Here is a 24,152-nt window from a genome sequence, read left to right as displayed (position 1 = left end):
CCGGAGAGCGCTTTCAGGAACTCCGATGCCTGGTCGATCGAGGCAAGTATGTCATCTTTCATAGATACACAACTATGCAGACGCTGCCTCAATTGCGATGCGGCCGTCCTCGCGCAGGGCACCGCCCAGGAACCACCACGCGCTCCGGCGCGGTGCTTGCAGCATTGTTCATTGCCGGCGGCATGGCGGGTGGCTTCATCGGAACGTTCGCAGCGCGAAGGCTCGCCGCCAAAGAGGCGCTGAGCCGCGTCTTTGCCCTTCTGATCCTCGCTATCGCCGCCTATATGATGTGGAAGAGCGCAATGGCGCTCGGGGTACACCCATGACCACTGACCGAATCATCCTGTGCCCGGCCTGTGCGACGGCCAATCGCGTTCCGGAGGCTCGGCTTGCCGAGCAGCCGAAGTGCGGCAAATGCGGGCGGCCGCTGTTTATCGGCAAACCGGTCGTGCTTGATGCTGCGGGCTTTGACCGCCTGATCAGGATCGGTACCTTGCCCGTGCTCGTCGATTTCTGGGCTGGCTGGTGCGGTCCCTGCCGCTTGATGGCGCCCCAATTCGAAGCGGCTGCGGCCAGGCTCGAACCGCGTATCCGGCTCGTCAAGATCGATATAGAGGCGGAGCAGGAGCTCGCCGCGCGATACCGGATCCAGTCGATCCCAACGCTGGCGCTCTTCGAGCGAGGGCGCGAAATCGCGCGGCAGTCGGGCGTGTTGGATCAAAATGCCATGGTGCGCTGGGTTCAGGGAGCATTGGCCCGGCACTGACCGAGCAGCTACTCCTCGTCCGGCACCGAATGTATCTCGTGCCACAGTCCATTGAGTATCGCGAAGGCGACGGCGAGGCCAAGGCCGAGAACCCAGGAAAAATACCACATGGGATTGCCCTCAATAAAAATCTGGATTGCTGCGGACGTCACTCAGAGTGACTCGGCCGAACATGACCTTGAACGCGAGCGGGCTGATGCCGCCAAGGTATGAATGGCGGCGACGGGTGTTGTAGAAGCCGTTGATATACTGAAAGATGGCAGCTTCCGCTTGCCGCCGCGTTGGCCATCGCTGCCGCCAGATGAGTTCGGCCTTCAGATATTTGAAGAACGTTTCGACAGAGGCGTTGTCGTAGCAATTACCCTTGCGGCTCATCGACGGACGCAGGCCGTAGGCCTGCAATTTCTTCTGATAGTCATAGGAGCAATATTGGCTGCCGCGATCGGAATGGAAAAGGCAGCCCTCTGGTGGCTGGCGCAGGCGCACCGCCATATCCAGTGCCCTGATCGCCAGTCCTTCTTCACCCTGTCGCTGACAGCCCAGCCCACGACGCGGCGGCTATGCAGATCGAAGATGACGGCGAGATAGAGCCAACCTTCTGCAGTCCAGACATAGGTGATGTCGCCCGCCCACTTACGATCAGGGGCATCGGCGGCGAAATCACCATCCAGCCAGTTTGCCGCGACACCGAGACGATGATGGCTGTCAGTCGTAACCTTGTGCCTGCGCGTGCGAACTGGCTTGATCCCGTTGATGTTGGCTTCGCCGCCCTTCGGGTCATCAGTCATCCGACCCGGCGCTCGCCAACATCGAGCCCTACTTCCTTCAACTCCATCGTCATCCTCGGGCGGCTTCCATCCCTGCGGAATGACCCTTTCCCAACGGTCTCTAACTGATCGAGGCAGACCGCCCGCACGTCGTTATGAATGCTCTTCCACAAGGCTTTCTCATCTTCTTCCTGTTGTGGGATTGTCTTGTCTATGACATTGCAGACGGCATCGATTAGTCCATAAAACAGTCCGGGAGGTATATCCAGAGTTTCGACATGATGTGGTCCACAGTCCAGTAATATGATTTTGACTTGTTCCGGGGATTCCGGCCATTCCATCAGGCAATAGAGAATCTGCTCGACCATTTGCCCTTCCAATTGCCCGCATTTCGATCTGGCATGTTTGACAAAATGTGCGCGCGCTTCCGGGAAGGTGACGTAATATAGATTAAATACATGTGGAGTAACATCTCCAAGAATATCGCATGCACGCTCCAGAATAGTGTCAAGTAATTGCATTTTACTGGATGGCGCCATGTAGGCTTCCTTTGGTCAGAGCGGTTTCCGCCCTGCGTCCCGGATGGGCCGGAGATGTCGATTGCCGGGATTTCCGATCCAGCTGGTTCAGCGCGAGCCCCTCCAGATCCCCGGACTGGCGCCATTGTTCCAGCTTTTCGACGAAGGCTCTTACGCCGGCGCCATAGGGTCCGCTCCGCGCTGTCCGGTCATCCAGCTTCCCTTCATTGTTGAAGAAACCCGGCGTGCAGTTCTCCCACAGCCGCGACATCAGGGGCGCCAGCGAAACATGATGGTCGACCCACGCCTGCTCGGCCTTTTCTGTCACTTCGGCCACCCGGACTGCGCGGTCACGAAGCGCCTTGATGACATAGGCCACATGGCGCCCCTGTTCGAGCAGCATATGCATGAAGTTGGCGCCCCAGGCGCTCTGCGTGATGCTGACCATCAGGAAATTTGGGAAACCGTGGACGTGAAAGCCGTGGAGTGTTGTTGCACCACTGGCCCACTTGTCCGCCAGCGTCACGCCGCCGCGACCAATCACCGGGATCACCGGGGCATCGGTGTAGGGCCCGAGCTCGAAGCCCGTGGAATACACGATGCAATCAACATCGACCTCTTTGCCGTCAGCGACGAGACCGGTCGCCGTAATCCGCTCGACCCCTTTGCCCTGAGTGTCGATGAGCCTGACGTTCTCGCGATTGTAGACGTCGAGATAGCCATCGTGGAAACAGGGGCGCTTGCACAGGCGGTTGTACCACGCCTTCAGGGATTCGGCGGTCGCCTTGTCCTTGACGACCGCATCGACACGCGCACGAACCTCCTCGCCCGTCCGGTAGTCGGTCAGCTGGAGCAGTTCGCCGATGTCGGCTTCCGACATGTCCGGCGTGATCTGCTGCATGGCGGCAAATGTGCGCCGCGTCCAGCCGTCGTTGACCAGGTCTTCCTTGACCGGGTGCATCGAAACGACGTCGGTGAAGTTTTCGATGCGTTTCATCTGCCAGCCGGAGGGCTGGGACTTGTACCAGGCTTCATCGGTCGGATGCTCGTTGCGCACGTCGATTGCGGAGGGCGTGCGCTGCACGACCGTGAGATGCTTGGACCATTGCGCAAGGTGCGGGATGCACTGGATGGCCGTCGCGCCCGTGCCGATGATGGCCACGCGCTTGTCTTTCAGCTTGGTCAGGCCGCCATGGGCGTCACCGCCGGTATAGGCAAAATCCCATCGGCTGGTATGGAAGCTGTGCCCCTTGAATTCCTCGATCCCGGGAATGCCGGGAAGCTTGGGCAATTGCAGCGACCCCGAGGTCATCACGAAATATTTTGCGCGAACCGTATCGCCATGGTCGGTGGTTATGATCCACCTGGCCGCCGGTTCGTCCCAACGCGCTTCCTTTACCGAGGTCTGAAGGAGGGCGTTGTCGTAAAGGCCGAACTTGCGGGCGATGGCTTGGGCATGCGCCATGATTTCGGGGCCGCTGGCGTAATTCGCCTTGGGCATGACGCCCATTTCCTCAAGCAGCGGCATATAGACGTAGGATTCGGTGTCGCAGGCAACGCCGGGATACCGGTTCCAATACCACACCCCGCCAAAATCGGCGGCCTTGTCGATGATGCAGACATCATCGATACCGGCTTGGCGCAGGTATACACCCGCATGTATTCCGCCCCAGCCACTACCGAGGATCGCCACCTCGACATCTTTTGAAACGGGATCGCGCGTCAGCGGCGCGGCATTCGGATCGGCCTGAAAGTGGGCCAGCTTGCCTTCCATCCGGGCATATTGCCCCATGCCCTCCGCGCGGACCCGCTTGGCCTTTTCTTCTTCATACTTGCGGAACAGCGCGGCGGTATCGACGCCATTTCCAGAACTTTTCTCGACCATATTCCGTTCCTCTGATCTCTATTTGCACGGCCCTGACGCAGTGAAGCCCGTCAACGTGTCTGAGGGAATGTCAGGCAGGCGTGAACGCGTGGCCCCAGTCGCTGCCGCGTGTCGTTTCGAAGAAGACGTTCTCGCTCCAGTCGTTGATCTCCCGGCCACCGGTGCCGAATTCGAGCGAGAAGCCTGCTGGCGTGCGCATGTAGAAGGAGAGCATCTCGTCGTTGACATGCCGGCCGAGGGTGGCCGTGAGGCTGACGCCGATCCGCTTGGCCCGATCAAGGCAGCGCCCGACGTCGTCGATGCTGTTCGCCTGGAACATGATGTGGATGCAGTGGCCGGGAATAGCCAGTTCCCCCAACGCCATGCTGTGCTGGCGCGGATTGGCGCAATGCAGGAAGCTGACCCGCGCCATCCCGGCAGGGCCGGGGACACGCAGGATATCGGATACCGCAAACCGCCCCGGGCGGTCCCAGAAGGCGAGTTCCGCATCATATTCGTCACCCACCGCCAGCGCGACATGGCCCAAGCCCTGCCTGCCTGTCACGAACCCGCTCACTCCGGCGGGCGAGGTAAAAGGAGCGAACTCGGATATCGCGCCCCACGCGATTTCATGTGTTATGCCCGCCGGATCGGTGAAGGAGAAATAGTTCTGCACGCGCCGAAGGTGCGAACCCTGGGGCGTACCATCGTTGATGGCGACCCCGTCTTCTGCAAAACGGGCGCGCGCGGTCTCGAAATGCGCCTCGCACCCGACCAGCCAGCCGCAGGCAAGCAAGCCATCATCATGTCCGGGCAAGACCGCCAGCCGGAAGTCGCGCTCATCAATTTTCAGATAGAGCGAACCATCCGGGCCATCGTGCGCCATCGCGCCGACCACGTCCTGGCCGAATTGCCGCCACGCCGCCGTTTCGGCCGCGCCGACAAGAAGATAGGCCAGTTCTCTGATTTCCATTCCCGCCTCCCCAGTTTGGATGGGACGCATCTGCAACAATTTGTCGATCAGCACTCTAGGCCCTTTGCTAGGCCTCGATCGCCTCGAGCGCGCGCTGGCGGGCATGGCCCTCCTCCGCACCGGCCATTCCCGGTATGGTGTACCGGCCCTCACAGCGGGCGAGCACCCCCGCGACGTCGGCGCGGGGCACGTAGAACTGCTTGTACCAAGTGCGGACCTTCAGGAAGTTGCCGTCGGCAGGCATCTGCATCACCTTCAGGCAGGGTTCCTTGTTGGACCAGATCTCGAAATCCTGCGCGAAGGCATCGAGGCTGAGCTTCTGGAGCGCGCGGGCCTGCACAATGTCCTGGGGGGTCGGCTTGCGCTCGGCGATCTTGCAGAGCACGGCATGCCAGACGCGCACCGAACCGTCATCGACGGGGGTATGGGCGATGAACATGATCGAATCGTTGGAGTTGTCGCCGATAAAGCGCGAGAGAAGGATGCCGGGACCGGTGTAATAGGTGATGAACTCAGAGATTGGTACATCGTGACCCAGGATCTCGTGCTTGCCGCCCAGCAACTGTGTCACGCGATGGCCGCAGATGATGTTCTCGAAATAGAACTGCTTGGTCGTGGCGTGGATTGGCCCAAGGTGCTGCGTGTCGCAGATATTGTCGATCACCTCGATCTGATGCAGGTTCATTGCGCCGAGTTCGTCGATTTCCCATTGCACATAATGCTGATCATCCCACTCGGGAATTTCAGGCAGATCATAGTCAGGTGCCCCGCCTTCGGGATCATGCCAATAGAAGAGGGCCCCGTATTTCTCGACGACCGGGTAGGCCCCCAGCTCGGCGGCGGGCGGAATCGTCTCGGAATAGGGTATCTTGTTGCACTTGCCATCGGGACCGAAGCGCCAGGCATGATAGGGACAATGGATGGATTCTCCCTCGATCTGCTCGCCCCGCTGCGTCATGAATGACGTCGTGCTCTTGCCGATATGCGTGCGCATGTGCGGGCAGTAGGCACCAACCATATAGGCTTTGCCGCTTTCACCGCGGTAAATCACCATATCACGCCCAAAGAAGCGGACACAATAGGGCTTCTGCCCTATCTGGGCAGAGGTCGCCACCATGAACCAGCCTCTAGGAAAGATGAACGGGCCAAGTCCATAATCTTTTGCGGTTGCCATCTCTTTGTTCTCCCAAAAATATATCACTGAAATATTTTTAAGATCATATTCTGATCTGGATTTTGGCAAATCCTGCGATGTTTCCAATGTCCGTTGCGAGCTGCACTTCGTCTTCGACCAGTCGATACTCCGGCGCCATGTCCAGCAATATTTGCAGCATGGTTTTTGCCTGGAGCCGGGCTACATGCGATCCCAGGCAGCGATGGGGACCAAGCCCGAAAGAAAGGTGACGGATGTTGTCGCGGTGGAAATCGATCTCGTGCGGATTTTCATATTCTTCGGCGTCGCGGTTCGCGGCCGCATAGGACATGAAAACCTGTTCACCGGCCCTGACCTGTTGGCCTGCCACGACGACATCCGCGGTTGCCCGACGCACATTGCCTTGCGTCGGCGGGAACACGCGCAGGAATTCCTCGATGGCATTGTCCATCAAATGGGGATTGTGGATCAGTTCGTTCCGGCGGTCCGGGTTGCGCGCCAGCCACACGGCACTCATCCCGAACAGCGCCTGGGTCGTGTCCAGTCCCCCGCCCAGCAGGATCAGGACGATGCCCTCGATCTCGTCCACGCGCAATTTCCGCCCGGCCATCTCGACATTGTACAGATACTCGATCAGGCTGCCTGGTGCCGGCGCGTCCTTGAGGCGGGCGATTTCCGATCGCATATAGTCGATCATCTTGGCCATGCCCTCAAGGCGCTCTTCCATGGGTTTGCCGCTGTAGATCAGTTCATGGAGCGGCGGCGCGTAATATTCCCAATCCTCGGCCGGCAGGCCGGCGACAAGGCAGGTCACCTTGCCAGTAAGCGGCAGCGCATAGTCCCACTTGAGATCGCCTTCGCCCTTTTCGACGATCCTGGACATCAAGGCTTCGGCGGTTTCCCGTACGAAGCTCGTCAGCGCCTTGGCCTTGGCGGGGCCGAAGGCCGGGCCCAGAATGGCCCGATAGTCGTATAACTCCGGCGGATCGACATTGATGGGGATCATCAGAGTCGGTTCGAGGTCGGGAATGACATCTGTGGGATAGTTCGAAAAGACGTCGACATTCTTGGCGATTTCGAGGCAATCCGACGCCTTGGTCGATATCCAGAAGCCGCCATAATTTTCGCTATGCGTAAATGGACATTTCTTTTGCATATGTCCGAGAATGTCGATCGAATGACTGCGATATTCCGGGCTATGATGATCGAAATTGGCCGCAAGCTTGTCGAGCTGGGCTTCGGTAAGATCGTTGGTCGGGCTGAACATTGCTGAATCCCTCGAAAAAGAATTGCGTCTCCGTCGCGGTCAGGCAGCGACAGGCGAAGGGCTGGCGACACGGGCTTCCTGCCCGAGAAAGCGGGCCGGCATCGCGCCGGTATACTCGCCGTCCTGCTGAACCAGGACGCCGCTGACGAACGTGTAGCGAAAGCCGCCAGCGGGCCGCCGCAGGCGCGATCCGCCCCCGGGAACGTCGAACACCTTCTTTTCCGGTGCCCAGTTGAGATCGTCGAGGTTGAAGACCGCGACGTCGGCGATCTTGCCGACCTCGAGCGTCCCGCGGTCGACCAGTCCCAATACCTTTGCCTGATCGCTCGACATGCGCTTGACGGCGACCTCGATCGACATGTCGTGGCGATCACGCACATGGCGGGTCAGGACGAGAGTGGTGTCTCCCGCGCCGTCGAACATACCGATATGCGCGCCCGCATCGCTGCCGCTGATCAGCGACTCGTCAGCCGCGAGCAACTGCCCGACGACATCCAGATCGAGATTGGTAAAGGGGCAAACCAGTTCGGCCTTGAGATTGTTTTCGAGCGCCCAGTCGGCCAGTACGTCGGACGGGTGCCCCCCGCGCTCGCCGAGGATCACGTCGAAAGTCTTGCCGAGATAGTGTTCATATTCCGGCCGGTCGACCGTGATGATCCGGCATCTTGCAAGCCCCCCGCGGCTGGGGAAACCCTCCTGGACGGCATCCCACTGCTCCCGCGCCGTCGCGCGCCATGCCGGGTCGGCAAGGCGACGTTTCTTTTCGTCGTCGGGGACGACCGACTGCACAAGATCGGCCCACGCCGGCATGTACATCATCACCATGCATTGATGGAAGTTCACGACGAGTTCGATCGAACGCGGCGATGCAAAATAATAGAAGGTGGCACCCTTCGCCCGCATCTCGCGGCCGAGTTTGAGAAGGCGCGTTGCATATGTGGCGTCCTCGGGGCGTTCATAGATGCCGTTCGACATGACCGGCACGCCGCCATGCCGGATCGACAGCTCGCACATCTCGCGCAGGTCCTTTTCCTGGTTGTCGAGCGAACTGAGGTCCGGGATGATCTGAACGACACCCTTGTTCTCGGCGGTGACCGCGAAGAGGTCGTCCCATTCCTGCGCATCGGCAAAATAGCTGGGAACCTTGTTTCCATCCGGATTGACGTCAAATCTCGAAGTCGAGAAGCCGAACGCGCCTGCCTTCATTGCCCGATCCAGGCACCCGGCCAGACGCTTGCGCTCTTCCGCCGTGGAGGGGCGGTTCCAGGATTCGTCCCCGACCTCGAACATGCGCAGCAGGGAATGGCTCACCAGCGTCGCCACATTGACGGCATATTCGCGCGAGCGCAGGTCGCTGACATAGGCATCGAAGTCGCCCCAGGTCCACGGGACTTCCGTGTCGAATACGCCGCGCGGCAGATCCTCGATATAGCTGAACAAAGCAGAGATGCCCGGAATTTGGTGCTTGTGAATCGGTGCGATGCCAAGACCGCAATTGCCGATCAGCAGCGTGGTTACGCCATGCTGGGCAATGGGGTCGAACCTGGGATCCCAATATAGTGATCCATCATAATGAGCGTGCGTGTCGATGAATCCGGGCGAGACATAGCAGCCGTCCGCGTTGAACACCTCTTCTTCGCCTGGGGCCAGATCCGGGCCGATCTCGACGATCCTTCCGGTCTTGATCCGCAGATCAGCTGTAAATGCCGGCGCGCCCGTCCCGTCAATCACACGACCACCCTTGATCAGCGCATTACCCCTCACGATCCACTCTCCTCAAGTCAGAACGATACATTCTTTTTCAAGTATAAGTTAAACAGAGGCATGCGGTATTTGACGTAGATCAAAATATATAATAAAATGTTTAGTCTATTCAGACTATGACAGGAGATACTGAGGGTAGTATTGTGTCAAATATATAATTTCCTGCAATATAACTTGCGTGAGATTGATGAATTTTCGCAAAACGGAAATTGTACTTTCAATGGCTGTGGAGTAATTATTGTGGAATCGATATCGCCCTTGGCTATTGCCGACGAATTAGCCGCGCCGACCGTCGAGGATCTTGTCGCACGGGCGCGAGCACTGGTCCCGTTGCTCAAGGAGCGCGCCGCCGAAGACGAGAAAAATGGCCTGGTCAACCCGGATACAGTAAGGCGCATGAAGGAGGCGGGCCTGTTCCGCGTCTTCCAGGCGCGGCGCTGGGACGGCTACGAGCTCGGGCAGCGCGCCTTTGCCGAAGTGCAGATGACGCTCGCCGAGGGCGACATGTCGGTCGCCTGGATTTTCGGCGTAATCAGCCTGCACTCACTGCACATCTGCCTGATGGAAGACCAGGCGGCCCAGGACGTGTGGGGCGAGGACAGTTCGGTGCTGATCGCGTCCCCCTATATGCCCGGGGGCATCGCCAAGCCTGTGCCCGGCGGCTACGAGATCAGCGGCCGCTGGGCCTATTCCAGCGGCTGCGACCATTGCGAATGGACCTTCCTTGGCGGCATCGTCAATGGCACCGACGGGCAGGATCTCCGGTCGTTCCTGCTGCCGCGCGCGGACGCCAAGATCGTCGGCGGGTGGGATGTCCCCGGGCTGCAGGCGACGGGCAGCCAGGACATCGTGGTCGAGAAGGCGTTCGTGCCGGAACACCGCACACACAAGTTCATCGACGGCTATAATTGCCAGAATCCGGGCCGCTTCGTGAATCCGGGCGCGATCTATCGCTCACCGTTCATGCTGGTGTTCATGCGCGGTATTACCAATTCGCAGATTGGCGCGCTCCAGGCGATGGTTGATCTGTTCAAGGAATATGCACGGGAGAAGGTCTTTGTCGGCACTCGGACCGGGCGCGACCCAGACGCGCATTATGCGGTCGCCATGGCCACGGCTGGCATTGCGGAAATGAAGAATACGCTTTTCGCCAATCTCCAGACCATGGCCGAGTATGCAGAGCGCAACGAACCCTTGCCGATGGAAATGCGCCATTTATTCCGCTTGCAAAGCGCTGCGGTGGCTGACCGTTGCGTCCGGCTTGCCGAGGACATGATGACGATTGCCGGCGGCGGCGGCGTTTATGAAAAGACCAGTATCCCGCGCATCTACCGCAACATGCGCTGCGGTCGTCAACACGCTGCTGCACAATTCCGCATGTACGCACGCACGTTCGGCGATCTACTGATGGGCGGCGCACCTGTCGACCTGATGCTGTAGCTGTGGTGGCTATGCGTCAGGCAAATTCCTGACTGATCTGCCCCCTGCTGAGTGGCCCAGAGACTATGATAGTCTGGACCACGAAAGGGACATTGAATGCCGAGCAAGAAGCACAAGCCGGAAGAGATTATCGGCAAGCTACGTGAAGTTGAGATCGTGCTGGCGCAGGGTGCCTAGAGAGCAGAGGCATGCCGGCGGATCCCCTTCGGTCCCTGCCACATCTCCTGGTCGCGATGCGGCAGTTGCGGCAAAGCGCCGGGATGGATCTCGATCGCCTGGGTCAGGTTGAGCGCGATCCGTTCGCACCAGGGGAGCAGCATGCGCTCGACGGTCTCTAGGATCAGCGGATGCATCACGAGGCGCCCGGCCAGCGGGGATCGCGTCAGGAGCGCACCGAAGCGGCGGGTGCGCGCTCCATAGAATGTGCCTTGGCACAAAGGCGTTCTTGTGGAAGGCGCCTCAAGGTCAGCCTCGAGCTTTTGCAGCACGGCCGGATCGAGCACGCGTTCGAGCACACACCATCCGTCGCGATCAAGAGAGGCGGCGCAGCTGTCGGCAAGGCTGGTCATGCCGACACCCACTGGCTCTTGCCGCTATAGGTTCCTGTCCAGCCCAGCCGCGCGGGCGTCAGGGCGTCGATATGGACCATGAAGGCGCCCACCGAACCGCCGGGCATTCGCATCGCCGGCCCCAGCGGCTCGCCTCGCCAGCCCATGGCCAGCACTTCCTTGGGGAATGCCTCGGGAAGAATGCCGGTATAGCGTTCGATACCCCGTTCCAGCGCGAAATCGACCATCGCCGAAATGAGGAGGTTCCGCAGCTCTCGCCGGCGCGCGGCGCCGTGGCGTTGCGGCAGGCAAAGCCGCGTGCTTTCCCAGATGGTCGGGCCGGTCGGTACGCCGCCAGGGCAGAGATGGGAGAACAGGTCGCCCAGCATGTGGGGACGAATTGTCGGCAGCAGCCGGATCGATGCTTCATGTGCGCCGCCATCATCGGCGGAAATGATGTATATCGTGCCGGGCGTGTCGAACTGGTCGATCTCGAACCGGTCCTGAACGATCGGCACGTCCCACCCGAACAGGTCGATGAAAAGACGTTTCCGATCGGCGATGTGGATCATGGCGTGCTCCCCTTTGGGTGAACACCAGCAAGGAAACAGGAAGCCGGCCCGAAAACAGGCCGGGCAATTACTCGGGTTGACGGCGCGAAAGCTCGGCCAGGCCGATCTCGCCGGCAAAGATGGCGCTGAAGACCAGTTCGGTACGGTCATGTGCGTCGAACAGCAGGCGCGCCTCCGTCAGATAGCCATCGACCGTGCGCGGGGTGAGCGAGAGCGCGCGGGCGATCTCCTTGTTCGAATAGCCGCGCCCAGCGAGAACGACACAATCGCGTGGCCGGGGACGAAGCCGCGGTCGAGGGCCCGGCGCGGGCATTGCGCCCGTCTGGATATGCCGTGCCGCCTGAAATGCGAAAATCCCGAGCATCTGCGCCATGCCGACATAGGATTTTGCCCGCTTTGGCACCCGCGTGCCAGCGAAGGTGCAGGAGCCCATGCATTCGCCAAGGCTCCAATAAGGCACGGTTATCCCCTCGTTCAGCCCTGCATTGGCGCCAAGGGCAATGCTTTCCCGGTCGCGGCGATCCATTGCGATGATGCCGGGAAGTTCGGACCAGCGAAACGCCCGCTGTGCAAAGACACAGCCACGAAGCACTGGATCGCGGCGCCATATTCCCTCACCGATGAGGCGATCCTCGATAGCTGCCGGATAGTCGAGCAACTTCACGCGATCGGCCGGTTCGCCTCGCAGGTCGTCATGATGGATAAGGGCATAGTAGCGGAAGCCCAACTCACGGGTCATCGCGTTCATCAGCCCCGCGAGTTCATCACGTTCGGACACCCGGGCCAGGGCTCGCAATATCGTATCGGTTGCGGCAACGCAGGAGGCCAAGCCGAACCGCGCCCCGTCGGCATTTCCGGCCATCGAACCTCCTCGCTCGTTGCCGGCCCTGACAAACGGCGGCTACTACGCCTCTCCAAAGGGGAGCATCGGGCTTAGCCGCACACATCCCCATGTTCGGACCAGGATGGGAATGTCCACCGCGGCATCCCCTTTACCTGTCTGGATCCAAAGCTGTCGGGCACGATGTCCCGGCGGCCGCGCATGGTCGGGCTCGACCCGGTGCGAGCGCGTCCGGCAGATCGATTTCACTCTGTCCAAGGATCGCAAGAAGCGAGCGCCACCACGTCCTCGACGGAGAGCAAGGTCGGCGGAGAGAGGGGAAATTCGCCTGCGGCCGTCAAGGTGAGCAAGGCCCCGACATGCGCTGCAATGGCCGCGACAGAATAGGCTGTGGGAAATGCATCGACGGTCTCCATTGCCGTGGGTGGGAAATAGCGTGCCCGGAAGCTGGGCTTGAAAACCGAATCCCAGATATTGAGGGATTGTCCGCCAGTTTCCGACTTCCCGCTGAAGATGGCGTAGCTCGGCAAGGCTTGCGGGCGATCCACGAGCGCGCGATGCACGAATTCGTCCAGCTTCTCGAGCACGATGCTCTCGGCGCCAGCGTCACGAACCTGCCGCGCCGAAGCGAAGAGAGCGTGCGCGCCGTCGAGCGATCCGCCTACCCTGGCACCGCCGCCGCCCTGCGGCGTATAGCCCAGATGGGCCATGACCCGGAAGCCTTCCCGCGTCAGCCGCTCGATGGTCGCGACGACAGCCTCGGAATGGACCTCCAGCTTGACGACGTCGGCGCCGGCCCGCCGCATCTGGTCGGCGCTGCGGACCGCGATCTCGCCGTTGGCGACCGAGCCGTCCGGCATGTCGCCAACAATATAGGGTGTTTCAGCGGGAAAGAGTTGCCTTGCGCGATGTGAGACCTCCTTGACCAGGCCCGCCATGATTTCGAGGAACAGGGCTTGTTCGCCCCTCGCCAGCCGGGTGCTGTCACGCCCGAGATGCGTCATCAGATAGGAATCGGAGACCATGAGGCAATCGAGCCGAACGCCCATCTCGAGGACGGGACTGCCGGCCATGGCTTGGGCCACCGCCTCAACCTCATAGTCGCGATAGAGATTGAGCTTGATCGGACGGCGGCTGTCACCCTGGTGACCGCGAGCGGGCGCGAGGGGTTCGGACATCAGCATCTTCATTCTCCTTGTGAGGTGCGGCGCATCTTTCGGATGGCGGCGGCCTTCATTTGAGGGCGGCGGAGCGGGTAAACGGCTCCATGCCGAGCAGCAGCATGACCATCGCCGCGGTCATCGCCCCGCACAGCGCGGCGGCGAAGAACAGCGGGCCCACCCCGCCCATGGCCGCGATCATGCCGCCGCCTACGCTGGCGACGATCGTCGCCAGCTTGGCGCCGCTGTCGAACCAGCCGAATGTCCGACCCGCACTGGCATCCTCGATCGTCTGGGCGATCAGCGCATTGAGGCTGACATAGCCCAGCGTCATGCCGACCCCGAGCAGCGCCCGAGCCATCGCAAAGACCGGCAGCGACGAGGTGAGCGCTTGCACCGCGAGCATGCCGCCTACGATCAGGCATCCGGCGGCGAACCAGGGAGCGGGATCGCGGTTGCGCAAGTGTCGCCCAAGCGGAATGCAAACGAAGAGGTAAACGATGTGGGGCAGGCCGAAGAGCCAGCCGGCCGTGCCCGCGCCGACGCCGAATGCCTTCATGCTGTAGGGCACGAGAAACGGAAAGGTGGAGATCATGGCGAGCGTGAAGCCGGTCTGCCCGGCCATGATCGCGCCGCGCGACAGCACTTGCCCACCAAAGGGCTTCGGCGACTCGCTGCCTGCGGCCGGGGCGGATTTGGGCGGGCCTTTTGCTGGCAGGGGCAGCAGCATCAGGACGGCGACCAGCGGCAGCAGCGCCACTATGAGATAGACATTTTGCGGGTCGATATGGCGGTCGATGAGAAAACCCACCGCCGCCGGGGCCAGGATGAGCGCGAGCCGCGCGCTCGCCTGCGTCAGGTTCAGGGCCTGCGACAGTTCCTCGCGCGGCAGGGCTTCCGACAGATAAGCATTGCTGGCCGAAAAGGTACCGCCAAGTAGGCCCTGTAGGCAGAGGGCGACCATGAACATCGGCAACGACCCGGCGAAGCCCGCGACAAGAAAGCTCACAGCCAGCCCGATCTGCGCGCGCAACAGAAGCGGCTTTCGGCCCCACCGGTCGGCCATGCGGCCCCACAGAGGCGCGGAGATGGCAAGGCATGCGGTTGGGACGATGTAGAGCCAGCCGATCAGGCTCTCGTCAGCGCCGGGCGCAATCCCGACAAGGATGAGGCCCAGGAAGGGCGGCAAGCCCATCGGACCGAACGCGCCCGCGAAATGGCAGGCGAGAACGGTGGCCTTGATGCGGCCCGGACTCATCTCTCGCTCTCGGGAAGGAGAAAATTGGGCGCGCTATGCCCATAGGCTTTATTGACGTCGGCGGCGCCAATCGCCCCGCGCGTCTCTAGGGTCGCGGCGCGCAGAAGATATTTGATCGGGAAATGGCTCGCTTCCAGCAACGCGGCGCGCAGCGACCCGGTGGCGACGCCTTCACCCTCCAACCTGGCGAACTGCCGCTCGACGGCGCTGCGCAACAGATAGCGATAGGCGCGGGATCTGTTCAGATGACGGCCGATCCCCTCGATGACCGCTCCCAGATTGAGCTGGATCGTGATGGTGACCAGCATCTGCGCGATAGCGGCAGGATCAGCCTGAGTGATGCGCGCGTCCTGTAGCCTGCCGGTCCAGGCATCCGATCCGGGAAAGGCCGATTTGAGCGCGGCAGCATCGATCCGGGGCGAATCATTGTCCTTGAGCAGCAGTCGCAGGCCATCCCCGCGTCGATCGAAGAGCAGGACCGAGTTCTGCTGGTTGGCTTCCAGTTCGATGCCGTAGCGCGCCGCCAGGCGGAGGTGAACGCCCAGGAGGAGATCGCAAAATTCATCGATAAAGTGGGCGACGTTGCCGCCATAATAGTCGTCGACCAGATGCAGAGCGTAGGGACGGCCATCGGGCATCGGCGCCATCAGCGCTGCGACCGGCACCGGTTCGCAACCGTCGAGGTCTTCAGGATAGCGGCGGATGATATAGGCCAGGAACCGCTCCCCGCCATGATGCGCCCCGCCGCTCTCGTCGGTCAGGAGCAATTTTGTCCGAAGCGCGTCGTCATCCGCGCGGATCGCCTCCAGCAGCGAATGGACGACATGGCCGTCATTGATCGTACCGGACTTGATCGCGCGCAGATTGAGGCGGCCGAGCGTGCTGATCGCGAGCGGCAGCTTGATATGAAGGCCGGGTTCCTCGACCACTGCCAGAGCCCGCACCGAGAGTGTGGGCACGACTTCGAGATAATCCAGCGGCGCCATGTGGGCGTGGTCGATCATCCCGGTCTCGGCCAGAATCCGATCCATTCGCTCGCCACGCATGAACGGATGGACGGGCAGAAGCGCATGCGTATCTTCCAGCGCCGGATCGAGGCCGACATCCGCGAAAGACGGCCATAGGGCGGGCACCTCGCCTTGTGCCGACAGGCCATCCCTTGGAAGGGCGAGCCAGGCCAAGCGAAAGACCTGCTGATATTCCGGGCCGTAGGCGATAAGATCATCGGCGGTAAAGCCGTGCTTCGCCCGTGCCGTGGGATAGAAGGGGTGATCGAGGAAGGACGCCAGGCGATCATTGGCAAGCATCGCCCTATGCCATTGGGCATGGCTCGCCAGTCGGGGTGCGGCCGGCGAGGTGCTATGCCGGGCGGCATCGCAGATCGCACCCTGCTCGATTGCAGCCTGGCATTCAGCAAGAAAGGCCGAGACATTGGCGCTGTCTTCGCCTTCCAGCCCGGCCTTCATGATTTCGAGGAATTCGGTGATGCTGTCGATGAGGCGCGCGCCTTGGTGGGCGACATGAACGAAGGGCGGGGCAGCGACGCGCCATGCCTGCATGAACCCGTCAGGCTCGATCGGCAGGAAGAGCGCGCCGCCATCGGCGGCCTCATGGGCGAGGTAATGCTCCGTTTGCGCGAACAGCCTGTCGAAGGGCGCGCTCTTGGCAGGAACAATCTTGCCGAGCGCGATCCCCCGATAATTTTCGCGCAGGAAGCAATCCGCCACGCGCCTCAGGATATAACGGCCGTGATCCCGGACCGATGGTGCGGGTTTGACAGCGGTAGCGATGTTCATGCGTTTTTCTCCTGAAGGCAGCGTCACCGGAAGGCGGGCTAGTCGATCGCGTATCGCAGTGTGAGCATCGCCGAGCGCGGTGCGCCCGGCATGTTGAGGTTCCCAACGGTACCGTGGCCCGACACGAAATAGTCGCGGTCGAAGATGTTGCGGATGTTGAGCTGTGCCTTGAGCTTGCCCAGGCGAGCCCATGCCATCGCATCGGCGGTGATATATTCCGGCAGGACCACGCTGTTCGCGAGGTTAGCCTGGCGATCGCCCACATAGTTGACGCCCCCGCCTAGGCCGAAGCGATCCCCGAAGCTGCGCATCAACCAGAGGCTCGCACTGTTCACCGGCGTCAGCGTGGGTCGGTTGCCCTGGATGGGTACGCCTGAATCGAGCGCCGGCGACCTGATGATGCGCGCATCGAGATAGGCATAGCTGGCGATCGCCTGCCATCCTTGCGACAATTCGAGCTGCGCCGAAATCTCGATTCCCCGCGTTCGCTGAACGCCGACCGGCACGACCCTGAGCAGGATAGGGTCGGTCGCCTTGATGTCGGAGCGCTTGAGGTTGAAAGCCGAGATGGTCGTCGACAGCTTGCCGTCGAACAGATCGAACTTGGCTCCGATTTCGCGGTTGATCGTCTTTTCCGGCGCGATGTCCGCGCTGCTCGTCGAGAGCGCGAATGTCTCGCCGGAGGGCTGATAGGACTTGTTCCAGGAGACATAATAGGACTGGGCCGGGGTGGGCTGCCAGACGAGGCCGATGCGGGGGCTCCAGAATGTGTCGGTTCGCGCGAGATCGGGCTGTCCAGCTATCCGCTGGTGGACCTCCTGCCGGAACCGGTCATAGCGCAGGCCAGCCAGCGCCTTCCAGTACTCGCCGAGGGAGATCATGTCCTGGGCATAGAAGCCGAGGGTCTTGTAGACCCCCGTCCGGTGCGTGCCCGGAGTGCCGGCGACTTCCAATGGCAGGACCGGAAGCACCGGATCGAACAGATCGACAGTGGCGATATTCGCACGGTCTATCCGCAGCTCATATTTGGACTGCCTGCCCGTTTCGAAACCCAGCAGCAGCTTGTGTTCCAGCGGCCCAGTGGAAAATCTGCCGGACAGTTCGAGCTGGTTGAACCAGCCATGCTCGGCGCGATCCGTGCTCTGACGATTGAGCGTTACTGTTCGTGCAGCTTCATTGACGACGTTCGGAATCGTGTTCTGCCGGTCGAGCGTATAGTCATAATAGCGCAAGGCATTGTGCAGCTTGAGCGTATCGCTGAACTCATGATCGAGCGTCGCCGTCGTCGACCACACTTCCGACTGGCTGAAATCCACGGCGCGAGCGTTTGCCGCGCCATAATAGGTCGATGCCCGCACATCCACCGGACGTCCCTGGAACGCCGGAATGCCATTGTCGGTCACACGGCGGTCGCGCAGATAGTCGGCTTGCAGCAATATCCGGGTGCGGTCGCTCGGCGCGAACAGCACGGACGGGGCAATGGCTTCGCGCCTGAGGAAGCCTTGGTCGCGATAGCTGTCCGATCGTTCGATGGCGCCGGTCAGACGCACCGCCACATCGTTGCCGGTAAAGACATGGCCAAGGTCGATCTCGCCGCGCTTGTCTTCCCAGCTGCCATAGCTCACGACAATCTCGCCGCCTTCTGTGCCCGGTTTCTTCGAAACCCGGTTGATAAGACCGCCGGAGGAGCCGCGCCCGTAGAGGACGGATGCCGGGCCTTTCAGGATCTCGATCCGCTCGATGTTCGACAGGTCGCGAAAATAGAGGGCGTCGTCGCGCACGCCGTCGATGAAAAGATCGCCATAGGCAATATTGCCGCGGATCACGAATTGATCCCGTTGGCCGTCACCCGTGGCCATGCCGATGCCCGCCACATTCCTGACCGCATCCTGCATCGACAGGGCGCGCTGGTCGCGGATCACCTGATCGGGAATGACGTCGATCGTCTGGGGAATGTCGCGCAGTGGCGCATCGATCTTGAGTGCCGTGGTGTCGGGTGTGCGGTACTCTGGATTCTGGCCGGTCACCACGATGTCGTCGCGGCCCGATCCGGATGCCGTGGCCTCACTGTCGGCCTTCTCCGCCACCGCGCCAAAGGCGGGAGAGAACAGCACGCCGCCGCCCAAGGCCGTCAGCAAAGCCAGTATCGATACGATGTTGCCCGCTCGGACGGCAGGAGAATTTTCAGCAATCGCGCGCATGTCGCCCCCTTGAATATAATGATAATGCGAATCTTTCGCACATCTGGACTGTTACGGCGGCGTCGCAGCCAAAGTCAAGAAAAGCTGGTCGATCCCGTTGAAAATACGCGAGGATTTGCGTGCTCATACGCCCCCAAATAGACGTGCTGCGGATGGGGGTGGCACAGGAAGTCATGATGGGAGATGTCCCAGCCATAGGCGCCCGCCATCAGGAAGCAGGCGAGATCGCCGATCCGCGCCCGCTCAACGGGCACATTGCGGGCAAGCACATCCTTGGGCGTGCATAGCTCCCCGGCGAGCGTCAGATTGATGTCTCTGCATTCGGGTCGCGGCCAGGGGTGGGGCCAGGCATCGCGAGGCAGGATCAGGAACGGATGATTGTGCCCCCAGGAACTGGGCAGGCGGAAATGATGGGTGCCGCCGCGCAGCAGGGCGAAGGTGCGGCCATGAACGAATTTGAGGTCGAGTATCTCGCAGACATAGGCTGCATGGTAGGCGGTCAATATCCGGCCACATTCGAATTGCAGGCGAATGTCTTCGCCCACATGTGGCGCGAACGCGCGGGCAAAGCCATCGACGTCGAACCGCCAGTCCGGATCGCCATAGTCGACGCCCCAGCCGCCACCCAGATTGACAACCGCCAGGTCGAGCCCATGCTCGGTCGCCCAGGACCGCGCGAGGCCCAATTCCATCGCGCAGAGCGCGGCATGTCCGGCCGCGTCGCGATTGTTCGACACCGTATGAAAATGGAAGCCTTCGAACCGGAGTGCCGGGCAGTCCCTCAACAGCTTCAATGCCTCGGGGATATCCGGCTGCGCGATGCCGAACTGGGTGGCCGCTCCTCCCATCGTCAGGGTCGCGCCCGGCACAGGGCCGGCAAGGTTCACGCGCAACAATATCGGCAGCACCGCGCCCGCCTGCATGGCAACGGCGTTCACGAGACGAAGCGCGTGCAGGCTCTCCACATGGAGCCGCTCGACGCCCTGCGCCAGGACTAGTTCGATATCCTCCCGCGTGCGTGCCGGACCGCCCATGATGATCCGGGCGTCAGCCCCAACCGCCTCGCGAACCTTCAGTATTTCGCCCGAGGATGCGACCTCGAACCCGGCGACATGCGGCGCCAGGGTTCCCAATATCCGGGAGTCATTATTGGCTTTCACCGCGTAGAACAGTTCGACGCGGGGCGGTAATGAGCCTGCGATGTCGCGAGCATGCCGGTTCAACGCATCGAGATCGTGCAGGAAGGCGCAAATCGGCCGCCCGCCGGTCAGGACCGCGTCGATCTGGGCGGCGGTAGGTTTCAGCAACGTCACGTCCGCACCGCCCTTCCACGGCGCTCGCCCCGCAGGGCGAGCCACAGGGGATTGGCGATCGCCACATAATCCGGACGCTCGCCGCGACCCGCGAAGCAACTGGTGAAGTTGGCCTTGGCCGGGAGCGTCTCCTGCTCCAGAAGCCACACGATAAGACCCTCCGTCTCCCCTTCTTCGGTCACATTGGCGAGTGTATCGGTCACGGCATGCCAGAGGGAAATTTCCGGCACATCGGCCAAGCGCGCGATCGTTGCGACCACATGATTCAGCTGATTGCTGATGAGATAATAGACCAACCGCTGGCGCGCTTCCTCAGCCGGGAAAAATACGGACGCATCGAGATCGAGGCCCGGCGCGACGCCTTTGAAGCGCTCGCGATCGATGCTGACCCCTTCGAGGTCGCGCACGATCAGGCGGTCCGGATTCCCGCTGTCCAGTGCCAGAAGGCTGTTCTGGCTGTGCGCCTCCAGGCTGACTCCCGTTCGGGCGAACAGGCGAAGCGGCGGGAGGACAGCCTTTCGGACATAGGCGCGTAGCCAGGCTTCCGCCTCGGAGGCACTAGAAGGATTGCAGCCCATCGTCGCCAGCATGGGGCGGCCATCATGGGCCGAGGGTTCAAGGAGGCCCGCCAAGACATAGGCTTTCCGTGCCGGGGCGTCGCGCAGGATAACGCCGGTGATTGCCTCAAGATCGGGATGGTCGATCCAGATGGCGCCAGGTTCGTCGAGGATGTCGAGGCCGCAGGCGACCACCTGCTCCTGGATCGCAGCAAGCGCCCGTCCCGCAGCCATGCTGCGTGCGATCTGCTCTCGTGGATTGGTACGCACGAAATTGGTGATCCGCGCTTCGATCGGAAGCTTGAGGAAGATATTGGCTTCGGGCGCGAACAGCGTGCGAACCGATGACGTTGGCTGCATCCATGCGCCGCTCGGCAAGGTGAGGATCGCGCGTCCCTGTGCTGCAAGATTGGCGAATGCCGTATTGCACTCCAGACGTTCCGCCTGCCAGGGATGGCTAGGAAGCAAAAGACGTTCCCCGATCGCCTTGTCGGACAAGCCCGCAAGGCCAGCGAGAATCTTGCGTGATCGCGCCTCTGCCTGTGCATCGCGCCACAAGGCAGCGCCCACATCGCGATCCGCGATGATCCAGCGCAATTGGAAAACAGCCGCCCGTTCCGGCGCATAATGCTCGACGTCATGCGCGGAAAAGCCATCTATGCTTTTGGCGAAGGGGTGAAAGGGATGGCCATGCCAAAGGCTCCGTTCCATCCCCATGGCAGAATTGTCGGCAGGCCGTGCAACGCAGGCCAGAGCATGATTTTCGCCGCCGTCGATAGCTATCTTGAGCCGCGTCTTGATCGTCGTCGCGGGGACGCCGCCCTCGTCGGCAAGAACGTCCGCCATCAGGCCGGCGACGACCGCCGCGTCATTTACGGCCCTTTCCGTCCCGTCGGCAGCTTCGATCCGGACCGGCAGGCGCCAGCGATGGAAGCCCCCCGGTGAGGCACGCAGGCACGAGACGCGGATGCGCTGTGCCCCCACTTGCAAGATGCAGGCTTCGCCCTCCACCGGCGCGAACCCGGTCACGCGTTCCCGCACCCAAGTATTGAGAAGGCGATCCATCGCGATGCCAGCACGCGTGATGGCTGCATCGGCAACTTCTGGAGGCACGGGGAGGGCTGTCGTCATCGGACGCGTTTCTCGATGCTAGTGAAGGTTTGGGGAATGAACAGGAAGGCATCCTAGAAGAGCGGCAGCACGGTGCCGATGCCCCTGTCCTCGGCCCGGTGGAGGATCGCTTTCGCGCAGGCGATGTCGTCGATCGCCATCCCCATCGGATTGAGCAGGATGATTTCATCATCCGTTTCGCGGCCCGGCTTGTCCCCGACGATGATCTCGCCAAGCTCGGCATGGAGGCGCTCGCGCGAGAATTCGCCCGCTTCCACGAGAAGATTGATGATCTTCTTCTCCCGGTTCGACTGGTCCCAATCATCGACGACGACCTTGTCGACCTTGAGGAACACGTCGCGCTCCACGTCCATGATCGAGACGTTGGCAAGAAACGCACCCCTGGCCAGCCAGTCGAAGGCGAGATAGGGCGTGTCCGTCACGGTACAGGTGATGACGACCGGACAGTCGCGAACCGCCGCCTCCGCGCTCTTGGCGATGATGACGCGGAGATCAGCGAAACGTTGGCGAAGCCGCGCGGAGAGAGCTTCCGACGCCTCTTCGCGCAGATCGAACAGGCGAAGCGTTCTGACCTTAGCGAACTGTTCAAGCAGCATCTGCGCTTGCCGTTCCGCGATCGGTCCGCAACCGATAATGGCTGCCTCGTCAAAGCCCTTTCGCGCCAGATGCTGCGTTGCAACGCCGGTCACGGCGGCAGTTCGCATCGCGCTTAGAAGGCCGCCCTCCATGATCGCCATGGGATAGTTGGTCTCGGGATCATTGAGGACTATGACGGCGCTTGCGCGTTCCATGCCCCTTTTTGCCGGATTGTCATGCTTGGATCCAATCCACTTGAGCCCCGCGACAGGCCGCTCACCGCCGATCCAGGCAGGCATGGCGATAATGCGATCCGCGATATGCCGCGCGCGGGGGCTGCGTAGGTACGGCTTGAGCGGCTGCACGAAGTCACCGGCGGCATGGGAGCGGAAGCCGTCCTCCACCGCGCGCATATAGAGGTCAGAATGTTCCCCGCCGAGCGCGGCGATGTCCGCCCGGGACAAATATCGCAAGGTAGCGCCGTTCATAGTGTCGCCCCTGCCGCCAGAATAGGAGGCCGTGGCATCCATGAGGAGGCCGCCGCGGTGCGACGTGTGGGCGCCCTTGCGACGGCTGATCGTTCGCCAAGACGGAGGAAGGACGCTTCGAACGGCTTGGTGAAGCGACGTTCCTGGCTCGGCCATTCGGGATCATAGACCGTATCGAGATAACGTTCGCCACGGTCGGGCAGCAGGGTAACGATGCATGACCCTTTGCCAAGATTGGGAATCAGCTTGGTAATCGCCGCCATCACCGTGCCCGATGAGCCGCCCGCCAATATCCCTTGGCTATCCGCGAGACGGCGACAGGCAAGGGTGGATTCCCAGTCCGTCGCGTAGATTACGGCATCCACTTCGGGCAGTGAGAGCTGCTCGGGAACCCTGCTGGCGCCGATTCCGGGAATCTGCCTGTTGCCGCCCTGTCCGCCGAAGATCACGGATCCCTCAAGGTCGACCGCGACCACCTCGATTTTCGGCCATCGCTCGCGCAAGCGGCGTGCCAGTCCCATCAAGGTTCCACAGGTTGAGACGGCAGCGACCACATGGGTGGGCTCGACCGGTATTTCCTGCACGATCTCTTCGCCAATGCCGTGATAATGGGCTCGCCAGTTGTCTGGATTGGCATATTGGTTCAGCCAGACGGCGCCGGGAATCGTGCGGACCAATTCATCCACCCGGCGAACGCGAGTATGGAGATAACCGCCCGCCTCGTCCTTCTCGGTCACGAGGTCGATGCGTCCGCCGAACGCCTCGATGAGGCAGCGATTGGCGGGAGCGAGATTGGGATCGACCACCGCCGTGAAGGGGATTCCCTCGCGCTTGGCGATCATGGCGAGAGCTATGGCGAGGTTACCGGACGAGCTTTCGACGAGGTGGCTTTCCGAAGTGATCCGGCCCGCGGCCAGCGCCTGCGACACCATGTAATGCGCGGTGCGATCCTTCACACTACCGCCGACATTCAGCATTTCCAGCTTGGCGAATACCGGAACCACATCCGGCGGAAACATGCGGTCAAGGGCGACGAGCGGCGTGTTGCCGACGGACAGTTCTGCTGAAGATTGCATGGCAGTTCCTTCCAAATCCGGATGGGCGCGCGGTGATATCACCGCTGCTCGTTATTCAGGCGCCTTCATTTTTTCTGAAGCGCTTCAAGGACATAAAATGATTCGCTATTGCGAGTCAATTGC

20 protein-coding genes and 1 pseudogene are annotated in these 24,152 nt (G+C 61.5%); 3 read left to right on the top strand and 18 right to left on the bottom strand.

From position 1 onward, the window contains the following. Positions 1-74 precede the first annotated feature (74 nt). Both MRBLMC3_RS20240 and trxC read left to right on the top strand, forming a co-directional pair. The gene (locus MRBLMC3_RS20240) at positions 75-326 is read left to right on the top strand and encodes a hypothetical protein (protein ID WP_363737789.1); all 252 of its coding nucleotides are present in this window, start codon (positions 75-77) and stop codon (positions 324-326) included. Continuing rightward, entirely contained in the window at positions 323-766 is a 444-nt protein-coding gene (gene trxC, locus MRBLMC3_RS20235) for a thioredoxin TrxC (RefSeq protein WP_363756081.1), read from the top strand. The genes MRBLMC3_RS20240 and trxC overlap by 4 nt, the downstream gene beginning before the upstream one ends. Positions 767-774: 8 nt before the next feature. Here trxC and cydX read toward each other — a convergent pair whose 3' ends face one another. The 7 genes and pseudogenes from cydX to MRBLMC3_RS20200 form a co-directional block, all read right to left on the bottom strand. After that, complete coding sequence (cydX, locus tag MRBLMC3_RS20230; RefSeq protein WP_363831814.1) at positions 775-876, bottom strand: cytochrome bd-I oxidase subunit CydX; 102 nt, start codon at positions 874-876, stop codon at positions 775-777. Positions 877-886: 10 nt separating this feature from the next. Then, positions 887-1,616, bottom strand: a pseudogene (locus MRBLMC3_RS20225) (IS3 family transposase); the annotation flags it as partial. A gap of 439 nt (positions 1,617-2,055) precedes the next feature. Further along, complete coding sequence (locus tag MRBLMC3_RS20220) at positions 2,056-3,825, bottom strand: flavin-containing monooxygenase (protein ID WP_363831812.1); 1,770 nt, start codon at positions 3,823-3,825, stop codon at positions 2,056-2,058. Between the two features lie 181 nt (positions 3,826-4,006). Then, positions 4,007-4,942, bottom strand: a complete 936-nt coding sequence (locus MRBLMC3_RS20215; RefSeq protein ID WP_363831809.1) for a VOC family protein — start codon at positions 4,940-4,942, stop codon at positions 4,007-4,009. Positions 4,943-4,955: 13 nt separating this feature from the next. Next, positions 4,956-6,005: a Rieske 2Fe-2S domain-containing protein gene (locus tag MRBLMC3_RS20210; RefSeq protein ID WP_363831806.1), complete on the bottom strand. Its 1,050-nt coding sequence runs from the start codon at positions 6,003-6,005 to the stop codon at positions 4,956-4,958. A gap of 100 nt (positions 6,006-6,105) precedes the next feature. Next, a complete protein-coding gene (locus MRBLMC3_RS20205) occupies positions 6,106-7,308 on the bottom strand; it encodes a cytochrome P450 (RefSeq protein ID WP_363737776.1) in 1,203 nt (400 codons plus the stop codon). A gap of 39 nt (positions 7,309-7,347) precedes the next feature. After that, positions 7,348-9,072 (bottom strand): N-acyl-D-amino-acid deacylase family protein, encoded by a 1,725-nt coding sequence (locus MRBLMC3_RS20200; protein ID WP_363831803.1) that lies wholly within the window; start codon positions 9,070-9,072, stop codon positions 7,348-7,350. A gap of 258 nt (positions 9,073-9,330) precedes the next feature. On the opposite strand from MRBLMC3_RS20200, the gene MRBLMC3_RS20195 reads away from it, so the two are divergent. Then, positions 9,331-10,512, top strand: coding sequence for an acyl-CoA dehydrogenase family protein (locus MRBLMC3_RS20195; protein ID WP_363831801.1), 1,182 nt, complete (start codon positions 9,331-9,333; stop codon positions 10,510-10,512). Positions 10,513-10,685: 173 nt separating this feature from the next. On the opposite strand, the gene MRBLMC3_RS20190 is transcribed toward MRBLMC3_RS20195, so the two are convergent. The 11 genes from MRBLMC3_RS20190 to sbnA all read right to left on the bottom strand — a co-directional run bounded on the left by MRBLMC3_RS20190 (position 10,686) and on the right by sbnA (position 24,029). Further along, the gene (locus tag MRBLMC3_RS20190; RefSeq protein ID WP_363831798.1) at positions 10,686-11,081 is read right to left on the bottom strand and encodes a phytanoyl-CoA dioxygenase family protein; all 396 of its coding nucleotides are present in this window, start codon (positions 11,079-11,081) and stop codon (positions 10,686-10,688) included. Beyond that, positions 11,078-11,632 carry an acyl-homoserine-lactone synthase gene (locus MRBLMC3_RS20185; RefSeq protein ID WP_363831795.1) on the bottom strand — a complete coding sequence of 185 codons (555 nt, stop codon included), beginning with the start codon at positions 11,630-11,632 and terminating at the stop codon, positions 11,078-11,080. The genes MRBLMC3_RS20190 and MRBLMC3_RS20185 overlap by 4 nt, the downstream gene beginning before the upstream one ends. Positions 11,633-11,699: 67 nt before the next feature. Continuing rightward, a complete protein-coding gene (locus MRBLMC3_RS20180; RefSeq protein ID WP_363831793.1) occupies positions 11,700-12,494 on the bottom strand; it encodes a helix-turn-helix transcriptional regulator in 795 nt (264 codons plus the stop codon). Positions 12,495-12,718: 224 nt separating this feature from the next. After that, positions 12,719-13,651, bottom strand: a complete 933-nt coding sequence (locus tag MRBLMC3_RS20175; protein WP_363831790.1) for a 3-methyl-2-oxobutanoate hydroxymethyltransferase — start codon at positions 13,649-13,651, stop codon at positions 12,719-12,721. A gap of 55 nt (positions 13,652-13,706) precedes the next feature. Next, positions 13,707-14,891 (bottom strand): MFS transporter, encoded by a 1,185-nt coding sequence (locus MRBLMC3_RS20170; protein WP_363831787.1) that lies wholly within the window; start codon positions 14,889-14,891, stop codon positions 13,707-13,709. Next, the gene (locus MRBLMC3_RS20165; RefSeq protein ID WP_363831784.1) at positions 14,888-16,687 is read right to left on the bottom strand and encodes an IucA/IucC family protein; all 1,800 of its coding nucleotides are present in this window, start codon (positions 16,685-16,687) and stop codon (positions 14,888-14,890) included. The genes MRBLMC3_RS20170 and MRBLMC3_RS20165 overlap by 4 nt, the downstream gene beginning before the upstream one ends. Before the next feature lie 38 nt (positions 16,688-16,725). After that, positions 16,726-18,888, bottom strand: a complete 2,163-nt coding sequence (locus MRBLMC3_RS20160) for a TonB-dependent receptor (protein WP_363831781.1) — start codon at positions 18,886-18,888, stop codon at positions 16,726-16,728. A 74-nt stretch (positions 18,889-18,962) separates the two neighbouring features. Continuing rightward, positions 18,963-20,201 carry a type III PLP-dependent enzyme gene (locus tag MRBLMC3_RS20155; protein ID WP_363831778.1) on the bottom strand — a complete coding sequence of 413 codons (1,239 nt, stop codon included), beginning with the start codon at positions 20,199-20,201 and terminating at the stop codon, positions 18,963-18,965. Beyond that, complete coding sequence (locus tag MRBLMC3_RS20150; protein WP_363831775.1) at positions 20,198-21,889, bottom strand: IucA/IucC family protein; 1,692 nt, start codon at positions 21,887-21,889, stop codon at positions 20,198-20,200. Before MRBLMC3_RS20150 ends, MRBLMC3_RS20155 begins: the two co-directional genes overlap by 4 nt. 53 nt (positions 21,890-21,942) lie before the next feature. Next, positions 21,943-22,953: a 2,3-diaminopropionate biosynthesis protein SbnB gene (sbnB, locus tag MRBLMC3_RS20145; RefSeq protein ID WP_363831772.1), complete on the bottom strand. Its 1,011-nt coding sequence runs from the start codon at positions 22,951-22,953 to the stop codon at positions 21,943-21,945. Further along, entirely contained in the window at positions 22,950-24,029 is a 1,080-nt protein-coding gene (gene sbnA / locus MRBLMC3_RS20140; protein WP_363831769.1) for a 2,3-diaminopropionate biosynthesis protein SbnA, read from the bottom strand. Before sbnA ends, sbnB begins: the two co-directional genes overlap by 4 nt. Between the last annotated feature and the right edge of the window lie 123 nt (positions 24,030-24,152).

Origin of the sequence: Sphingobium sp. LMC3-1-1.1, from assembly GCF_040676285.1 — a bacterium.
Classification (GTDB): Bacteria; Pseudomonadota; Alphaproteobacteria; order Sphingomonadales; family Sphingomonadaceae; genus Sphingobium.
This window is presented reverse-complemented; position numbering and strand designations above follow the sequence as displayed.